This window comes from Plantactinospora sp. B24E8 (assembly GCF_039871735.1).
GTDB lineage: Bacteria > Actinomycetota > Actinomycetes > Mycobacteriales > Micromonosporaceae > Plantactinospora.
Genome location: NZ_JBDPMH010000002.1, coordinates 1 through 18,310, shown reverse-complemented (window position 1 = coordinate 18,310; position 18,310 = coordinate 1). Strand labels below are relative to the sequence as shown.

At 68.6% G+C, this 18,310-nt stretch carries 15 protein-coding genes; 1 reads left to right on the top strand and 14 read right to left on the bottom strand.

Features of this window, described 5'->3' with window-relative positions; translation table 11 throughout:
• Positions 1-10: 10 nt before the first annotated feature.
• From rpsS to rpsL, 10 genes are all read right to left on the bottom strand, one after another.
• A complete protein-coding gene (rpsS, locus tag ABGB21_RS04055) occupies positions 11-292 on the bottom strand; it encodes a 30S ribosomal protein S19 (RefSeq protein ID WP_091290357.1) in 282 nt (93 codons plus the stop codon).
• 12 nt (positions 293-304) lie between these two features.
• On the bottom strand, positions 305-1,144 hold the full coding sequence (gene rplB, locus ABGB21_RS04050; protein ID WP_347653280.1) for a 50S ribosomal protein L2: 840 nt from the start codon (positions 1,142-1,144) through the stop codon (positions 305-307).
• Positions 1,145-1,156: 12 nt separating this feature from the next.
• Positions 1,157-1,459 carry a 50S ribosomal protein L23 gene (gene rplW / locus ABGB21_RS04045; RefSeq protein ID WP_347653279.1) on the bottom strand — a complete coding sequence of 101 codons (303 nt, stop codon included), beginning with the start codon at positions 1,457-1,459 and terminating at the stop codon, positions 1,157-1,159.
• Complete coding sequence (gene rplD / locus ABGB21_RS04040; RefSeq protein ID WP_347653278.1) at positions 1,456-2,109, bottom strand: 50S ribosomal protein L4; 654 nt, start codon at positions 2,107-2,109, stop codon at positions 1,456-1,458. Before rplD ends, rplW begins: the two co-directional genes overlap by 4 nt.
• The gene (gene rplC / locus ABGB21_RS04035) at positions 2,106-2,771 is read right to left on the bottom strand and encodes a 50S ribosomal protein L3 (protein WP_347653277.1); all 666 of its coding nucleotides are present in this window, start codon (positions 2,769-2,771) and stop codon (positions 2,106-2,108) included. Before rplC ends, rplD begins: the two co-directional genes overlap by 4 nt.
• Before the next feature lie 11 nt (positions 2,772-2,782).
• Complete coding sequence (gene rpsJ / locus ABGB21_RS04030; protein WP_007073037.1) at positions 2,783-3,091, bottom strand: 30S ribosomal protein S10; 309 nt, start codon at positions 3,089-3,091, stop codon at positions 2,783-2,785.
• 342 nt (positions 3,092-3,433) lie between these two features.
• Complete coding sequence (gene tuf, locus ABGB21_RS04025) at positions 3,434-4,627, bottom strand: elongation factor Tu (protein ID WP_347653276.1); 1,194 nt, start codon at positions 4,625-4,627, stop codon at positions 3,434-3,436.
• A gap of 227 nt (positions 4,628-4,854) precedes the next feature.
• Positions 4,855-6,960: an elongation factor G gene (gene fusA, locus ABGB21_RS04020; protein ID WP_347653275.1), complete on the bottom strand. Its 2,106-nt coding sequence runs from the start codon at positions 6,958-6,960 to the stop codon at positions 4,855-4,857.
• An 89-nt stretch (positions 6,961-7,049) separates the two neighbouring features.
• A complete protein-coding gene (gene rpsG, locus ABGB21_RS04015; RefSeq protein ID WP_347653274.1) occupies positions 7,050-7,520 on the bottom strand; it encodes a 30S ribosomal protein S7 in 471 nt (156 codons plus the stop codon).
• Between the two features lies 1 nt (position 7,521).
• Entirely contained in the window at positions 7,522-7,896 is a 375-nt protein-coding gene (gene rpsL, locus ABGB21_RS04010) for a 30S ribosomal protein S12 (RefSeq protein ID WP_101368150.1), read from the bottom strand.
• Between the two features lie 429 nt (positions 7,897-8,325).
• Between rpsL and ABGB21_RS04005 the strand changes: the two genes are divergently transcribed.
• On the top strand, positions 8,326-8,493 hold the full coding sequence (locus ABGB21_RS04005; protein ID WP_347653273.1) for a hypothetical protein: 168 nt from the start codon (positions 8,326-8,328) through the stop codon (positions 8,491-8,493).
• 45 nt (positions 8,494-8,538) lie between these two features.
• On the opposite strand, the gene ABGB21_RS04000 is transcribed toward ABGB21_RS04005, so the two are convergent.
• The 4 genes from ABGB21_RS04000 to ABGB21_RS03985 all read right to left on the bottom strand — a co-directional run bounded on the left by ABGB21_RS04000 (position 8,539) and on the right by ABGB21_RS03985 (position 17,672).
• The gene (locus ABGB21_RS04000) at positions 8,539-9,504 is read right to left on the bottom strand and encodes a hypothetical protein (RefSeq protein ID WP_347653272.1); all 966 of its coding nucleotides are present in this window, start codon (positions 9,502-9,504) and stop codon (positions 8,539-8,541) included.
• A gap of 259 nt (positions 9,505-9,763) precedes the next feature.
• Positions 9,764-10,117, bottom strand: a complete 354-nt coding sequence (locus tag ABGB21_RS03995) for a hypothetical protein (protein WP_347653413.1) — start codon at positions 10,115-10,117, stop codon at positions 9,764-9,766.
• Positions 10,118-10,216: 99 nt separating this feature from the next.
• Positions 10,217-14,113: a DNA-directed RNA polymerase subunit beta' gene (locus ABGB21_RS03990; RefSeq protein ID WP_347653271.1), complete on the bottom strand. Its 3,897-nt coding sequence runs from the start codon at positions 14,111-14,113 to the stop codon at positions 10,217-10,219.
• 127 nt (positions 14,114-14,240) lie between these two features.
• The gene (locus ABGB21_RS03985) at positions 14,241-17,672 is read right to left on the bottom strand and encodes a DNA-directed RNA polymerase subunit beta (protein WP_347653270.1); all 3,432 of its coding nucleotides are present in this window, start codon (positions 17,670-17,672) and stop codon (positions 14,241-14,243) included.
• Positions 17,673-18,310: the final 638 nt, after the last annotated feature.

Here is an 18,310-nt window from a genome sequence, read left to right as displayed (position 1 = left end):
TGGTCGGCGCTCAGCGCCGGCGGCTCTTCCGGTCGTCCTTCTCGTGACCCTTGAACGTGCGGGTCAGCGCAAACTCGCCGAGCTTGTGCCCGACCATCGCCTCGGTGACGAACACCGGGACGTGCTTGCGCCCGTCGTGCACGGCGATCGTGTGCCCCAGCATCTCGGGGATGATCGTCGAACGGCGCGACCAGGTCTTGATGACGTTCTTCGAGCCCTTCTCGTTCTGCGTCTCCACCTTCTTGAGCAGGTGGTCGTCGACGAACGGGCCCTTCTTCAGGCTGCGAGGCATGTCTTATCTCCCTTAGCCGCGCTTACGGGTGGCGTAGCGGCGGCGGACGATGAGACGGTCGCTCGCCTTGCCCTTACGACGGGTGCGGCCCTCGGGCTTACCCTGCGGGTTCACCGGGTGGCGACCACCGGAGGTCTTGCCCTCACCACCACCGTGCGGGTGGTCGACCGGGTTCATCGCCACACCACGGACGGTCGGGCGCTTGCCCTTCCACCGCATCCGGCCGGCCTTGCCCCAGTTGATGTTGGACTGGTCGGCGTTGCCGATCTCGCCGATCGTCGCCCGGCAACGGACGTCGACCCGCCGGATCTCGCCGGAGGGCATCCGCAGGGTGGCGTACGCCCCCTCGCGGCCCAGCAGCTGGATGCCGACGCCGGCCGACCTGGCCAGCTTGGCGCCACCGCCCGGGCGCAGCTCCACCGCGTGGATGGTGGAACCGACCGGGATGTTGCGCAGCGGCAGGTTGTTGCCGGGCTTGATGTCGGCACCCGGACCGGACTCGACCGGGTCACCCTGCTTGAGGTCCTTCGGCGCGATGATGTAGCGCTTCTCGCCGTCGGCGTAGTGCAGCAGTGCGATCCGCGCGGTGCGGTTCGGGTCGTACTCGATGTGCGCGACCTTCGCCGGCACGCCGTCCTTGTCGACCCGCTTGAAGTCGATCAGGCGGTACTGGCGCTTGTGCCCGCCGCCGTGGTGCCGCGTGGTGATCCGGCCGTGGGCGTTACGCCCGCCCTTCTTCGGCAACGGAGCCAGCAGCGACTTCTCCGGGGTCGACCGGGTGATCTCAGCGAAGTCGGCGACGCTGGAGCCACGCCGGCCCGGCGTCGTCGGCTTGTACTTACGGATAGCCATTGTCTATACCCCTCAGCTGACCGGCCCGCCGAAGGCCTCGATGCGGTCACCGTCGGCCAGCTTCACCATCGCCCGCTTGGTGTCCTTGCGCTTCCCGAACCCGGTACGGGTCCGCTTGCGCTTGCCCTCACGGTTGAGCGTGTTGACCGTGATGACCCGGACGTTGAAGATCTGCTGGATCGCGATCTTGATCGCGGTCTTGTTGGCGTCCGGGTGCACCAGGAAGGTGTACCAGTTCTTGTTGAGCTCGCTGTAGCTCTTCTCCGAGACGACCGGCGCGATGATGATGTCCCGCGGGTCGGCGATCGTGGTCACTTGTCGCTCTCCTCACCCTGCGCCCCACCGCGGCGACCCAGGAACTCGTCCAGGGCGTCCCGGGTGAAGACCACGTCGTCGGCGACCAGCACGTCGTACGTGTTGAGCTGGCCGGCCTCCAGCAGATGCACGCTCACCTCGTTGCGCAGCGACAGCCAGTTCAGCTCGTCGGTGCTGCTGAGCACGACCAGCACCCGCCTGGCCTGGCTGACCTTGCGCAGCGTGGCGACGGCGCCCTTCGTCGACGGCTTGTCACCGCTGACGAAGGTCTCCACCACGTGCAACTGGCCGTTGCGGGCCCGGTCGGAGAGGGCACCGCGCAGCGCGGCCGCCTTCATCTTCTTCGGGGTCCGCTGGCTGTAGTCCCGCGGGACCGGCCCGTGCACGACGCCACCGCCGGCGAACTGCGGCGCGCGGATCGAACCCTGCCGGGCCCGACCGGTGCCCTTCTGCTTGTACGGCTTCTTGCCGCCACCCGCGACCTCGCCCCGGGTCTTGACCTTGTGCGTGCCCTGCCGCGCGGCGGCAAGCTGCGCAACCACGACCTGGTGCATCAGCGGGATGTTGGCCTGCACGTCGAAGACCTCGGCGGGCAGCTCGACCGAGCCGCTCTTGGTGCCCTCGGCGGTCAGTACGTCAACCGTGCTCACTTCGCCTCTCCGCCCTTCTTCGCGGCGGCCTTGGCCGCCGAGCGGACCAGCACCAGCGCGCCCTTGGGACCGGGGATGGCACCGCGAACCAGCAGCAGGTTGTTCTCCGGGTCGACCGCCTGGACGGTCAGGTTCTGGGTGGTGAACCGCACGCCACCCATCCGACCGGCCATCCGGACGCCCTTGAAGACGCGACCCGGGGTGGCGCAGGCGCCGATGGAGCCCGGCGAGCGGTGCTTACGCTCGACACCGTGACCCGCGCCCAGACCGCGGAAGCCGTGCCGCTTCATGACACCGGCGAAGCCCTTGCCCTTGGTCCGGCCGGTGACGTCGATCGTCGTGCCAGCGGCGAACGTCTCGACGTTCACCTCCTGGCCCAGCTCGTACTCGGCGGCGTCGGTGGTGCGCAGCTCGACGATGTGCCGGCGCGGCGCCACGTTGGCCTTGGCGTAGTGGCCGCTGACCGGCTTCTTGACCTTGCGCGGGTTGATCGCGCCGTACGCCAGCTGGACCGCGGAGTAGCCGTCCTTGTCAGCGGTGCGGATCTGGGTCACGACACACGGCCCGGCCTGCACCACCGTCACCGGGACAACACGGTTGTTGTCCCAGACCTGGGTCATGCCGAGCTTGGCGCCCAGGATGCCCTTCACTTGCCTGTCCATTAGTCCGGTCCCTACAGCTTGATCTCGATGTCGACGCCAGCCGGCAGGTCGAGGCGCATGAGCGAGTCGACCGTCTTGGGGGTCGGGTCGATGATGTCGATCAGACGCTTGTGCGTGCGCATCTCGAAGTGCTCGCGCGAGTCCTTGTACTTGTGCGGCGAACGGATCACGCAGAAACGGTTGATCTCCGTGGGCAGCGGCACCGGGCCCGCGACCTGAGCCCCGGTACGCGTCACCGTCTCAACGATCTTGCGCGCCGAGGAGTCGACCACCTCGTGGTCGTACGCCTTGAGCCGGATGCGGATCTTCTGTCCCGCCATGGTGGCCTCTGTTCCTTCTCTCGCCTTGTCCGTCCCGCCCGGTTGCTACCACGGAGCTCACCCCCGGGAAGCGGGATGTTCCATGCCGGGCTCGGGCGCTGCCCAACTCCCGTGCTTTCCGACCCCCGCGGTCGGGCGTGTCGCGCCCTGGGGCCAGGCTCCGCCCCGGAAAACCGGAGCGGTCCCCGCCCGTGCGGGAAGTTCGGGGGCGCCGGGAGTGGATCGCCACGCCCCGGACACCCAGCGAGGGTGGCTGACTATCGGGCAGCCAGCCACCCCGCCGGTACGCAACCTGACCAGTATGCCGTACCACCGCACGGCAATGCTAATCGGGGTTACTGTTTACTTGATGATCTTCGTGACGAAGCCCGCGCCGACCGTACGGCCACCCTCACGAATCGCGAACTTGAGGTTCTCCTCCATCGCGATCGGCTGGATCAGCTTCACGGTCATCGTGGTGTTGTCACCCGGCATGACCATCTCGGTGCCCTCGGGCAGCGTGACGACGCCGGTAACGTCCGTGGTCCGGAAGTAGAACTGCGGACGGTAGTTCTGGAAGAACGGGGTGTGCCGGCCACCCTCCTCCTTGGAGAGGATGTAGACGGTCGCCTCGAACTCGGTGTGCGGGGTGGTGGTGCCGGGCTTGACCACCACCATGCCGCGCTCGACGTCCTCGCGCTTGATACCCCGCAGCAGCAGACCGACGTTCTCACCCGCGCGGGCCTCGTCGAGCAGCTTGCGGAACATCTCGATACCGGTGCAGACCGTCTTCTGCGACTTCTCGCGGATACCGACGATCTCCACCTCCTCGTTCGGCTTGAGCACGCCACGCTCGGCGCGGCCGGTGACCACGGTGCCACGACCGGTGATCGTGAAGACGTCCTCGATCGGCATGAGGAACGGCTTGTCGGTCTCCCGCTCCGGCTGAGGAATCGCGGTGTCGACCGCGTTCATCAGGTCCATGAGCTTGGAGGTCCACTCCGGGTCGCCCTCGAGCGCCTTCAGCGCGGAGACCCGGACGACCGGCAGGTCGTCACCCGGGTACTCCTGCGACGAGAGCAGCTCACGGACCTCGAGCTCGACGAGCTCCAGGAGCTCCTCGTCGTCGACCATGTCGCTCTTGTTCAGCGCCACGACGATGTACGGCACGCCGACCTGACGGGCCAGCAGCACGTGCTCGCGGGTCTGCGGCATCGGGCCGTCGGTCGCCGCCACCACCAGGATCGCGCCGTCCATCTGCGCGGCACCGGTGATCATGTTCTTGATGTAGTCGGCGTGACCCGGGCAGTCCACGTGCGCGTAGTGCCGCGCCGCGGTCTGGTACTCGACGTGCGCGATCGAGATCGTGATACCGCGGGCCTTCTCCTCCGGCGCCTTGTCGATCTCGTCGAACGGCGTGTACGGGTTCAGGTCCGGGAACTCGTCGTGCAGAACCTTGGTAATGGCCGCCGTCAGCGTCGTCTTACCGTGGTCGATGTGACCAATGGTGCCGATGTTGACGTGCGGCTTAGTCCGCTCGAACTTCGCCTTCGCCACTGGTGTCCTCCTGTGGACTTCTTGGTTCGTACGCCCGGCGCGCCATTCGGCGCTTAGGACTCTGTCGACAGCCTTTCCGGCCGGAAGTTTCCCGGTCGGGAAGTCGTGGGTCTTGCGGCGGTGAAACCTTCAGGCCCGGTCTCGCAGCCCGGCCCGTGGACGCCGCGGGCGAGATTACCCGTCCGCGGCGCTCGCGGTATCACCGGCCCGGCGTCAGCCGAGTGAGGTCACTCGCCCGTCGCCTTCGCGATGATCTCCTTCGCCACGTTCGCGGGAACCTCGGCGTAGGAGTCGAACTGCATGCTGTAGCTAGCCCGGCCCTGGGTCTTCGACCGCAGGTCGCCGACATAGCCGAACATCTCCGACAGCGGCACCAGGGCGCGGACGACGCGGGCTCCGCCGCGCTCCTCCATCGCCTGGATGATGCCCCGGCGGGAGTTGAGGTCGCCGATCACGTCACCCATGTTCTCCTCGGGAGTGGTGACCTCGACGGACATCATCGGTTCGAGCAGCGCGGGGTCGGCCTTGCGGGCCGCGTCCTTGAGCACCATCGAACCGGCGATCTTGAACGCCATCTCGGACGAGTCGACCTCGTGGGCCTGACCGTCGAGCAGCGTCAGCTTCAGGCCGACCAGCGGGTAGCCGGCGAGTACGCCGTACTGCATCGCGTCCTGGGCACCGGCGTCGACCGAGGGGATGAACTCTCTCGGCACCCGGCCACCGGTGACGGCGTTGCTGAACTCGTACGTCGGCGAGTCGTTGGTCAGCGGCAGCGGCTCGACGCTGACGATGACCCGCGCGTACTGGCCGGAACCACCGGTCTGCTTCTTGTGGGTGTACTCGACCTTCTCCACCTTGCGGCGGATGGTCTCGCGGTACGCCACCTGCGGCTTGCCGATGTTCGCCTCGACGTTGAACTCGCGGCGCATCCGGTCGACCAGGATGTCCAGGTGCAGCTCGCCCATGCCGGCGATGACCGTCTGGCCGGTCTCCTCGTCGAGGCTGACCCGGAACGTCGGGTCCTCCTCGGCGAGCCGCTGGATGGCGGTGCCGAGCTTCTCCTGGTCGGACTTGGTCTTCGGCTCGATCGCCACCTGGATGACCGGCTCGGGGAAGGTCATCGACTCCAGGATGACCGCGTTCGCCGGGTCGCAGAGCGTGTCGCCGGTGGTGGTCTGCTTCAGACCCTGCACCGCGATGATGTCGCCAGCCTGGGCCGAGCTGCGCTCTTCCCGCTTGTTGGCGTGCATCTGGTAGATCTTGCCGATCCGCTCCTTGCGGTCCTTGGTGGAGTTGATCACCTGCGAACCGGACTCCACCTTGCCGGAGTAGACCCGCACGTAGGTCAGCTTGCCCAGGTGCTTGTCAGTCTGGATCTTGAAGGCCAGCGCGGAGAACGGCTCGCTCGGGTCCGGCTTGCGCTGCAGCGGGGTCTCGCCGTCGGTCGCGGTGCCCTCGATCGCCGGGATGTCCAGCGGCGACGGCAGGTACTCGACCACCGCGTCCAGCATCGGCTGGATGCCCTTGTTCTTGAAGGCCGAGCCGCAGAGCACCGGGTTGGCCTTGCCGGCGATGGTGGCCCGGCGGATGGCGGCCCGGATCTCCTCGACGGAGAGCTCGCCACCGTCCAGCGACTCGAGGTACTTCTCGGTGAACTCGTCGTCGACGCTGGAGAGCGTGTCGAGCAGCTTCTCCCGCCACTCGGCGGCGGAGTCGGCGAGGTCGGCCGGGACGTCCTCGATCGCGTAGTCCTCGCCCTTCTGGGTCTCGCCACGCCAGGTCAGCGCGCGCATCCCGATCAGGTCGACGACACCGATGTGGTCGCCCTCGAGGCCGATCGGGATCTGCAGCACCAGCGGGGTGGCGTTGAGCCGGTCGACCATCATCTGCACGCAGCGGAAGAAGTCCGCGCCGGTGCGGTCCAGCTTGTTGACGAAGCACATCCGGGGAACGTTGTACTTGTCGGCCTGACGCCAGACGTTCTCGGTCTGCGGCTCGACACCGGCGACCCCGTCGTACACGGCCACCGCACCGTCGAGGACCCGCAGCGACCGCTCGACCTCGACCGTGAAGTCGACGTGGCCGGGCGTGTCGATGATCTGGACTGTGTGGCCCTTCCACTCACACTTGGTGGCGGCGGAGGTGATGGTGATCCCCCGCTCCTGCTCCTGCTCCATCCAGTCCATGACGGCGGCGCCCTCGTGGACCTCACCGATCTTGTACGTGATACCGGTGTAGAACAGGATCCGCTCGGTGGTCGTGGTCTTACCAGCATCGATGTGCGCCATGATGCCGATGTTGCGTACCTTGGCGAGCGCGTCTGCGGCGGCCACTTCAATCCCTACTTATCGTCGTCTCGTCGGCGTAATCGCGACCGGTACCGGGCCCGGCGCGGCGGACCGCGCCGGACCCCGATCGGTCGTTACCAGCGGTAGTGCGCGAAGGCCTTGTTGGACTCGGCCATCTTGTGGGTGTCCTCGCGCCGCTTGACGGCGGCACCAAGACCGTTGCTCGCGTCGAGCAGCTCGTTCATCAGGCGCTCGACCATGGTCTTCTCCCGACGGGCCCGGGAGTACGTGACCAGCCAGCGCAGCCCGAGCGTGGTGGCCCGCTGCGGCTTGACCTCGACCGGCACCTGGTAGGTCGCGCCACCGACACGGCGGCTGCGGACCTCGAGGGTCGGCTTCACGTTGTCCATCGCCCGCTTCAGGATGACCACTGGGTCGGTGCCGGCCTTCTCGCGGCAACCCTCGAGGGCCTCGTAGACGATGCGCTCGGCCAGCTGACGCTTGCCGCGCAGGAGGATCTTGTTCACCAGCTGGGTCACCAGCGGCGAGTTGTACACCGGGTCCGCGACAAGCGGCCGACGCGGAGCAGGGCCCTTACGCGGCATGTCAGCTCTTCTCCTTCTTCGCGCCGTAGCGGCTACGCGCCTGCTTGCGGTTGCGGACACCCTGGGTGTCCAGCGAGCCGCGGACGATCTTGTAGCGCACGCCCGGGAGGTCCTTCACCCGGCCACCGCGAACCAGCACGAGGGAGTGCTCCTGCAGGTTGTGCCCGACGCCCGGGATGTAGGCCGTGACCTCGATCTGGCTGCTGAGCTTCACACGAGCGACCTTGCGCAGCGCGGAGTTCGGCTTCTTCGGGGTGGTGGTGTACACGCGCGTGCACACGCCGCGCCGCTGAGGGCTCCCCTTCAGCGCGGGCGTCTTGGTCTTACTCGTCTTGGCTTGGCGGCCCTTGCGGACCAACTGCTGGATCGTGGGCACCGGGTTTCTCCGCTCCCTTCGGCCGCCTAAATGCGACCGCGCGTGTCGTAGCCGCCCTCGCGAGTGGCTCTCCTACATTCCGACCAGGGCCGTCCGGTGACGGTCCCGGTACCCGCGGTCGGGCGTGTCGCCCGCTCGCGGTTTCCCGACGTCGTTGACCGGCGCCGGATTCCAGCCCATCGGCACGCTGGCGCGTCCCGACCTGTTCGACTTTGTCGTGCCACCGCTCGATGACCGCATGACGGCTCGGGCGCACGCACGAGTTGCCCGGGCATGCCCGGGCACGAGAGGAAAGAGTACCTACCCCGGGTAGGCACGTCAAAACAGGCCCCCGAAGGTCCTTGCCAGGGAGGTCCTTGACAACCTCACTGTCGACAGCCCTCGGGTCGGGGTCCGGCTCGTCGTGTCACCCGCAGCGGGCACTACCAGATGTCAGTGTACCGGCTGCCCCCGCCACCCCGCTCGGCGGGCCGCCAACCGGTCCGGGCCCGCCTTCCCCAGGTCCGGGCCGCCCTCGACAACCCGCTCCGGGCCGCCCTCGACAACCCGCTCCGGGCCGCCCTCGGCAACCGGCCGGGCCCGCCCACCGGGCCGTGACCGGGAACCCGGCCGCGCCCGTCCGTAGCCGGCGCGGCCGGACGGTCAGGCCTGGAGCAGCAGCGCCAGCGCGAGGGTGAGCAGGGTCAGCCCGAGTCCCACGGCACCGCAGCTGATCCCGGCCACGGCCACCCCCCGACCGCTGAACCGCACCGCCGACGCCCCCGTACCCGGCCGGCCGGCTCCCGGCGGTCCCGCCGACCACGGTGTGCCCGGACCGGACCGACCGATCTGCCGCTGCCCGAACACCCCGAGCAGCACGCCGGCGAGACCGAGCAGACCGGCCAGCACCGCGAACGCGCCGGCCGCCCAGCCGCCCCAGGTCGTGCCGGCCCCGGTCAACCCGAGACAGCCGACCACCCCCGCCACGAGGATCGAGGCGATGCCGACGACCAGCGCCGCGACCGCCGGCCCCGAGGTGATCGGCGGCACCTCGAGCTGGACGACGCCGAACGGCGTACCCGGCACCGGGTCGACCCGGCGCGGTGCGTGCCAGGACTCGCGGGGCGGCGCCGGCACCGGCCGGGCCAGCGGCCCGCCGGCCCCCGGCGGCCCCATCGGCGGTCCGACCCGCCCCGGGTACGCGGGCGCGGGATACCCGCCGCCCGACGACGGCACACCGGAGGGGTACGAGGTGACCGGCGACCCTGGCACCGCCGGCTGGTACGGCCCGCCCGGAGCGACCGCCCCCGGGCGCAGCGGTACGCCGGACGGTGCCGGTGGCAGCGGTACGGCGGAGGGTGCCGGAGCCGACGGCGGCACGGTCGACGGAACCGGAGCCGGCGGCAGCCAGGCGGGGTTCACCGGCGGCGCGGCGGGCTCCGGCGCGGTCGGCCGGGCCCACTCGCTGAGCGGCTCGGCCGGCCGCTCCACCCGTTCGGTGACCGGCTCGCCCGGCCGCTCACCGGACAGCGTGTACGAGGGCTGGAGGTAACGGGGTTCGTATCCGGGGGCGCCCGGCGGCGTCTCCGCTGCGCGGTCCGCAGCCGGTGGCTGCTCCTCCTGCGTCACGCCCAACCCCCCTGACCACCCGGACCGGCTCGGAGCGTACCGCCCGGCACCGGTCCGTCGCCGCCCGAATCTCCGCGTCGTGTCAGGCGCCAGGCTACCGCCGGGCCACCAGCCGTCCGGCGCGGGTGAACCGAACCGTCCCGACGCCGGGGCGCCGCGGTCACGGCACTCAGCGGCCCGGTGCCGGCGCCAGGCGGGCGACCACCACCCGCACCGGAGGACGGCCGGCGTCGGGCGGCCAGCCGCCGGCCGAGGGCCGTCAGTCGATCCCCGGGGCGAAGTCGTGACCGACCGGCGTGTCCGCGAGATGCAGCACCCCGATCACGGCCAGGGCGACCAGCGTGGTCAGCGCCAACACGAATCCGGCCCAGGCCAGCCGCTCGCCCCGGCGCAGCCAGGCCGCCCCGGTGAGGTAGCCGCCCGAGGCGTACGCCTCACGGCGGGCCTCCCGGGCCAACAGCATGGTGATGGTCGCTGGCACGATGCCGCCGACGAGCGGGCCGGTCAAGAGGGCGACCAGGCCGAGGGCGAAGACCGCGCGGGACTTGGTCGACCGCACCGGGTCGGGGTCGCGCGGATGGCGCAGCGCCGGGCCGGCGTCCACGACCGGCATCGTCTCCACCCGACCAGCCTACAAACCCGACCGCCCGTCAGACGCACGGTGCCCCCCACGTCGTCGGTGGACGACGTGGGGGGCACCGGAACCTCCTGCCTAGCGGTACGACCCGAAGTCGAAGTCGTCCAGCGGCACCGCCTGGCCGCTGGCCGGCCCGAACCCGTAGTCGGTCTCCGGGTACCCGGTCATCGAGTAGACCTTGGCCTTCGCCTCCTCGGTCGGCTCGACCCGGATGTTGCGGTACTTGCTGATGCCGGTACCGGCCGGGATGAGCTTACCGATGATCACGTTCTCCTTGAGGCCGATCAGCGAGTCGCTGCGCGCGTTGATCGCCGCATCGGTCAGCACCCGGGTGGTCTCCTGGAAGGAGGCCGCCGAGAGCCAGGAGTCGGTGGCCAGCGAAGCCTTGGTGATACCCATCAGCACCGGACGACCGGCCGCGGGCTCGCCACCCTCGGACACCAGCCGGCGGTTCTCCGACTCGAAGACCGCCCGGTCGACCAGCACACCCGGCAGGAACTCGGTGGAGCCCGAGTCGATCACCGTGACCCGCTTGAGCATCTGCCGGATGATGATCTCGATGTGCTTGTCGTGGATGAGCACACCCTGCGAGCGGTAGACCTCCTGGACCTCCTGGGTCAGGTGGACCTGGACCGCCCGCGGGCCGAGGATCCGGAGCAGCTCGTGCGGGTCGATGGTGCCCTCGGTGAGCTTCTCGCCGACCTCGACGTGACCGCCGTCGTGGACGTTCGGACGCAGCTTCACACGCTTCGAGATCTTGTCGTACACGATCTCGTCGCTGCCGTCGTCCGGGATGACGATGATCTTCCGGGACCGCTCGCCGTCCTCGATCCGGATCCGGCCGGGGGTGTCGGCGATCGGCGCCTTGCCCTTCGGGACCCGGGCCTCGAAGATCTCCTGGACACGCGGCAGACCCTGGGTGATGTCCTCACCCGCGACACCACCGGTGTGGAAGGTACGCATCGTCAGCTGGGTACCCGGCTCACCGATCGACTGGGCGGCGATGATGCCGACCGCCTCACCGATGTCGACCGACTTGCCCGTCGGCAGCGACCGGCCGTAGCAGGCCGCGCAGACCCCGAGCTTCGACTCGCAGGTCAGCACGCTGCGGACCCGAACCACGTCCACGCCGGCCGCGACGATCTTGTCGACCAGGATCGAGTTGAGGTCCGCGCCCCGCTCCGCGACCAGGTTGCCGTCGGCGCCCTTGACGTCGTCGGCCAGGGTACGGGCGTGCACCCCGGTCTCGGCGTGCGTGTGCACCACCAGCTTGCCGTCGGCACCCGTCTCGCCCACCTGCATGGTGATCGCCCGGTCGGTGCCGCAGTCCTCCTCGCGGATGATGACGTCCTGCGACACGTCCACCAGACGACGGGTCAGGTAACCCGAGTCGGCGGTACGCAGCGCGGTGTCCGCGAGACCCTTCCGGGCACCGTGCGTGGAGATGAAGTACTCCAGCACGGAGAGACCCTCCCGGTAGCTGGCCTTGATCGGCCGCGGGATGATCTCACCCTTCGGGTTGGCCACCAGACCACGGATCGCGGCGATCTGGCGGAGCTGGAGCAGGTTACCGCGGGCACCCGAGTTGATCATCTTCCACAGCGGGTTCTCCTGCGGCAGCGCCGTCTCCATCTCCTTGGCGACCTCGTTGGTCGCCTTGGTCCAGATCTCGATCAGCTCGAGGCGCCGCTCCTCCACGGTCATCAGACCGCGCTGGTACTGCTTGTCGATCTGCTCGGCCTGCTTCTCGTACTGCTCGAGGATCTCCCGCTTGCGCGGCGGCGCGATGACGTCCTCCATGCCGATCGTCACGCCGGACCAGGTGGCCCAGTGGAAGCCGGCCTCCTTGAGCCCGTCGAGCGTCGCAGCCAGCGCCACCTTCGGGAACCGCTCGGCGAGATCGTTGACGATCGCGGAGAGCTGACCCTTGCGGATCTCGTAGTTCACGAAGCGGTAGCCCTGCGGCAGGGTCTCGTTGAACAGCACTCGACCGAGGGTCGTCTCCACGGTCAGCGGCTCACCCGGAACCCAGCCCTCCGGCGAGGTCCAGCGCGCCGAGGCCGGGCCGTTGTCGACCTCGACGACGCCCCGCAGCCGGATCTTCACCGGGGTCTGCAGGTGCAGCTCACCGTTGTCGAAGGCCATCCGGGCCTCGGCGTCCGAGCTGAACACCCGGCCCTCGCCCACCTCACCCGGGGTCAGGTGGGTCAGGTGGTACAGGCCGATGACCATGTCCTGGGTGGGCATGGTGACCGGCTTGCCGTCGGCCGGCTTGAGGATGTTGTTCGACGACAGCATCAGGATCCGCGCCTCGGCCTGGGCCTCGGCCGACAGCGGTACGTGCACCGCCATCTGGTCACCATCGAAGTCCGCGTTGAACGCGGTGCAGACGAGCGGGTGGATCTGGATCGCCTTGCCCTCGACCAGCTGCGGCTCGAAGGCCTGGATGCCCAGCCGGTGCAGGGTCGGCGCCCGGTTCAGCAGAACCGGGTGCTCGCCGATGACCTCCTCCAGCACGTCCCAGACGACCGGCCGCTGCCGCTCGACCATCCGCTTCGCGGACTTGATGTTCTGCGCGTGGTTCAGGTCGACCAGCCGCTTCATCACGAACGGCTTGAACAGCTCCAGCGCCATCTGCTTCGGCAGGCCGCACTGGTGCAGCTTGAGCTGCGGACCCACCACGATGACCGAACGACCCGAGTAGTCGACCCGCTTGCCGAGCAGGTTCTGCCGGAACCGGCCCTGCTTGCCCTTGAGCATGTCGGAGAGCGACTTCAGCGGACGGTTACCCGGACCGGTGACCGGCCGGCCGCGGCGGCCGTTGTCGAACAGCGCGTCGACGGCCTCCTGCAGCATCCGCTTCTCGTTGTTGACGATGATCTCGGGCGCGCCCAGGTCGATCAGCCGCTTGAGCCGGTTGTTCCGGTTGATCACACGGCGGTAGAGGTCGTTCAGGTCCGAGGTCGCGAACCGGCCACCGTCGAGCTGCACCATCGGGCGCAGGTCCGGCGGGATCACCGGGACGCAGTCCAGCACCATGCCGAGCGGCGAGTTACGGGTGTTGAGGAACGCCGCGACGACCTTGAGCCGCTTCAGCGCCCGGATCTTCCGCTGCCCCTTGCCGCTACGGATGGTCTCGCGGAGGTTCTCCGCCTCGGCGTCCAGGTCCATGTTCTGGACCAGCGCCTTGATCGCCTCGGCGCCCATGCCGCCGGTGAAGTACTCACCGAACCGGTCGCGCAGCTCGCGGTAGAGCAGCTCGTCGGTGACCAGCTGCTTCGGCTCCAGCTTGCGGAAGGTGTCGAGGACCTCGTCCAGACGGTCGATCTCGCGCTGGGCCCGGTCGCGGATCTGGCGCATCTCGCGCTCTCCGCCCTCCTTGACCTTGCGCCGGACGTCCGCCTTGGCACCCTCGGCCTCCAGCTCGGCCAGGTCGGCCTCGAGCTTGGCGGCCCGCTTCTCGATCTCGGAGTCGCGGCTGTTCTCGGCCTGCCGCTTCTCGGCGAGGATCTCGTTCTCGATGGTGGAGAGGTCACGGTGCCGCGCCTCGGTGTCCACCCCGGTCACCACGTACGACGCGAAGTAGATGATCTTCTCGAGATCCTTCGGCGCCAGGTCCAGCAGGTAGCCGAGCCGGCTCGGCACACCCTTGAAGTACCAGATGTGCGTCACGGAGGCGGCCAGCTCGATGTGTCCCATCCGCTCACGCCGTACCTTGGAGCGGGTCACCTCGACCCCGCAGCGCTCGCAGATGATGCCCTTGAACCGGACCCGCTTGTACTTACCGCAGTAGCACTCCCAGTCCCGCTGCGGACCGAAGATCTTCTCGCAGAAGAGCCCGTCCTTTTCCGGCTTCAGGGTGCGGTAGTTGATCGTCTCAGGCTTCTTGACCTCGCCGTGCGACCACTGACGGATGTCGTCGGCGGTGGCCAGGCCAATCCGCAACTCGTCGAAGAAGTTGACGTCGAGCACGTTTATGTATCCCTCGTGTCGTGTCGTAACTGTTGCTAGCCCTCTGGGTCAGGGTCCGGGCGGCTCAACCCGCGGAGGGATCAAGCCTGACCGCCCAGAGCGGGTTGAGCCGCCCGGACCCCCTACCTCACACCTCTTCGACCGAGCTCGGCTCGCGCCGGGACAGGTCGATGCCGAGTTCCTCCGCGGCCCGGAAGACCTCGTCGTCGGTCTCGCGCATCTCCAGGGCCACACCGTCGCTGGAGAGCACCTCAACGTTGAGGCACAGCGACTGCAGCTCCTTGAGCAGCACCTTGAAGGACTCCGGGATGCCCGGTTCCGGAATGTTCTCGCCCTTGACGATCGCCTCGTAGACCTTGACCCGGCCCAGGACGTCGTCGGACTTGATCGTCAGCAGCTCCTGCAGGGCGTACGCGGCGCCGTACGCCTGCATCGCCCAGCACTCCATCTCGCCGAACCGCTGGCCACCGAACTGCGCCTTACCACCCAGCGGCTGCTGCGTGATCATCGAGTACGGGCCGGTCGACCGAGCGTGGATCTTGTCGTCGACCAGGTGGTTCAGCTTCAGGATGTAGATGTAGCCGACCGCGATCGGGTCCGGCAGCGGTTCGCCGGAGCGACCGTCGAAGAGCTGCGCCTTCCCGCTCGCGCCGATCAGCTGCTTGCCGTCCCGGTTGGGCAGGGTCGACGAGAGCAGACCGGAGATCTCCTCCTCCTTGGCGCCGTCGAAGACCGGCGTCGCCACGTTGGTGTCCGGCTCCGACTCGTGCGCGTCGATCGACCGCAGCGCCCGCTTCCAGTCGGCGTCGTCACCGTCGATCTTCCAGCCGGTCTTGGCCACCCAGCCGAGGTGTGTCTCCAGCACCTGGCCGATGTTCATCCGGCTCGGCACACCGAGCGGGTTGAGCACGATGTCGACCGGGGTCCCGTCCTCCAGGAACGGCATGTCCTCGACCGGCAGGATCTTGGAGATGACACCCTTGTTGCCGTGCCGGCCGGCGAGCTTGTCGCCGTCCTGGATCTTCCGCTTCTGTGCCACGTAGACCCGGACCAGCTCGTTGACTCCCGGCGGCAGCTCGTCGCCGTCCTCCCGGGAGAAGGTCCGTACGCCGATGACCGTGCCGGTCTCGCCGTGCGGCACCTTCAGCGAGGTGTCCCGGACCTCACGCGCCTTCTCGCCGAAGATCGCGCGGAGCAGCCGCTCCTCCGGGGTCAGCTCGGTCTCGCCCTTGGGCGTGACCTTGCCGACCAGGATGTCCCCGGTCACCACCTCGGCACCGATCCGGATGATGCCGCGCTCGTCGAGGTCGGCGAGCATCTCCTCGCTGACGTTCGGGATGTCGCGGGTGATCTCCTCCGGACCGAGCTTGGTGTCCCGGGCGTCGACCTCGTGCTCCTCGATGTGGATCGAGGTGAGCGCGTCCTGCTGGACGAGGCGCTGCGACAGGATGATCGCGTCCTCGTAGTTGTGACCCTCCCAGGGCATGAAGGCGACGAGCAGGTTCCGCCCGAGCGCCATCTCACCCTCGTCGGTGCACGGCCCGTCGGCGATGACCTGGCCGGCCTCGACCCGGTCACCCTCGAACACGACCGGCTTCTGGTTGACGCAGGAGCCGGCGTTCGACCGACGGAACTTGTGCAGCAGGTACGTCCGCCGGTGGCCGTCGTCCTGGTGCACCGTCACGTAGTCGGCGCAGAGGTCCTCGACCACACCGCCGACCTCGGCGACGACCACGTCACCGGCGTCGACCGCGGCCCGGTACTCCATGCCGGTACCGACCAGCGGCGACTCCGCCTTGATCAGCGGCACCGCCTGACGCTGCATGTTCGCGCCCATCAGGGCCCGGTTGGCGTCGTCGTGCTCGAGGAACGGGATCATCGCGGTCGCGACCGAGACCATCTGCCGCGGCGAGACGTCCATGTAGTCGACCGCGGTCGGCGCGACGAAGTCGACCTCGCCACCCTTGCGGCGGACCAGGACCCGGTCCTCGGCGAACTCGCCGTCGCTCTTCAGCGGGGCGTTCGCCTGGGCCAGGACGAACCGGTCCTCCTCGTCCGCGGTCAGGTAGTCGATCTGGTCGGTGACCCGGCCGTCGACGACCTTCCGGTACGGCGTCTCGATGAACCCGAACGGGTTGACCCGTCCGAAGGTCGAGAGCGCGCCGATCAGACCGATGTTCGGGCCTTCGGGCGTCTCGATCGGGCACATCCGGCCGTAGTGCGACGGGTGCACGTCCCGGACCTCGAAGCCGGCCCGCTCCCGGGACAGACCACCCGGGCCGAGCGCGCTCAGCCGGCGCCGGTGGGTCAGGCCCGCCAGCGGGTTGGTCTGGTCCATGAACTGGGACAGCTGCGACGTACCGAAGAACTCCTTGATCGCCGCCACCACCGGGCGGATGTTGATCAGGGTCTGCGGCGTGATCGCCTCGACGTCCTGGGTGGTCATCCGCTCGCGGACGACCCGCTCCATCCGGGAGAGACCGACCCGGACCTGGTTCTGGATGAGTTCGCCCACGGTACGCAGGCGCCGGTTGCCGAAGTGGTCGATGTCGTCGGCCTCGTAGCCCTCCTCACCGGCGTGCAGCCGGCAGAGGTACTCCACGGTGGCGACGATGTCGTCCTCGGTCAGCGTGCCGGTGGTGATCGGCACGGAGACTTCGAGCTTCTTGTTGAACTTGTACCGACCGACCTTGGCGACGTCGTACCGCTTCGGGTTGAAGAAGAGGTTGTCGAGCAGGGTCTGGGCGTTCTCCCGCGTCGGCGGCTCACCCGGCCGCAGCTTGCGGTAGATGTCGAGCAGCGCCTCGTCCACCCCGGCGATGTGGTCCTTCTCCAGGGTGGTCATCATCAGCTCGGACCAGCCGAACCGCTCGCGGATCTGCTCGTTGCTCCAACCGATCGCCTTGAGCAGGACGGTGACCGCCTGCCGGCGCTTACGGTCGATACGGACACCGACGGTGTCGCGCTTGTCGATATCAAACTCCAGCCAGGCACCCCGGCTCGGGATGACCTTGACGCTGGACAGGTCGCGGTCGGAGGTCTTGTCCGGCTGCTTGTCGAAGTAGACGCCCGGGGACCGGACGAGCTGGCTGACCACGACGCGCTCGGTGCCGTTGATGATGAAGGTGCCCTTCGGCGTCATCATCGGGAAGTCACCCATGAACACCGTCTGGCTCTTGATCTCGCCGGTGGTGTTGTTGGTGAACTCCGCGGTCACGAAGAGCGGCGCGCAGTAGGTCAGGTCCTTCTCCTTGCACTCCTCGATCGAGGCCTTGACCTCGTCGAAGCGCGGCGCGGAGAACGACAGCGACATGGTGCCGGAGAAGTCCTCAATGGGACTGATCTCGTCGAGGATCTCAGCGAGACCCGATCGGGCGTGCGGGTCGTCGGCCGACCGGCCCTGCCAAGCCTCGTTGCCGACCAGCCAGTCGAAGGACTCGTTCTGGATGGCAAGGAGGTTGGGGACCTCGAGGTGTTCGGTGATCCTGCCGAAGGAGATTCGGCGGGGCGCGAAAGCGCTCGACGTACGACTGGTCTTCGCAGGGCGGGAAGCTGCCAAGATGCGTCCTTCCGAGGACCGGTGCTGCAGAACGGCTGTTACGCGTGCACTCCAATGGCCCCACTAGAAACACCCAAAATCGGGCATTCCGAGCAGGGGTCAAGTCGGAAGGCAGCGCAAACTAGCAGTGTAGCCGAGCGGCTAACCGCTGTCCAGCCCACCACGGCAGGGCGTCGGAAAACGTGTCGCCGGCCCTCGGTCGGCAGCGCTCAACACGCCTCACACGTCCCGTACGCATCCCGCTAGGCCACAAGACCGGCGGCTGATGGTGCTGCCGCCGTCTTACCCAGGTGTCGGCCGTCGCAAGCGCGGAAGGTCTTGCTGATGTCAGCGTGCCTGCCGGTTCGTGCCGCGTCAAGGCCTGATGCCCGGGTCGGGTAACGACTTTACCGGGGTCGCCGCGTCGCACCGGCCGTCCGTCGGCCGCCGGGTCAGCCCTCCGGCGGGCCAAAGCCCTGATCATCGACGGTCGCAGGCTGTCAGCAGACGGAGACGGGCGGCGATCCGGTTCGTGTAGATCTCGGTGGTCGCCGTATCATTAAAAACCGGGTGGGGGGGGGGGGGGGGGGGGGGGGGGGGGTGGGGGGGGGGGGGGGGGGGGGGGGGGGGGGGGGGGGGGGGGGGGGGGGGGGGGGGGG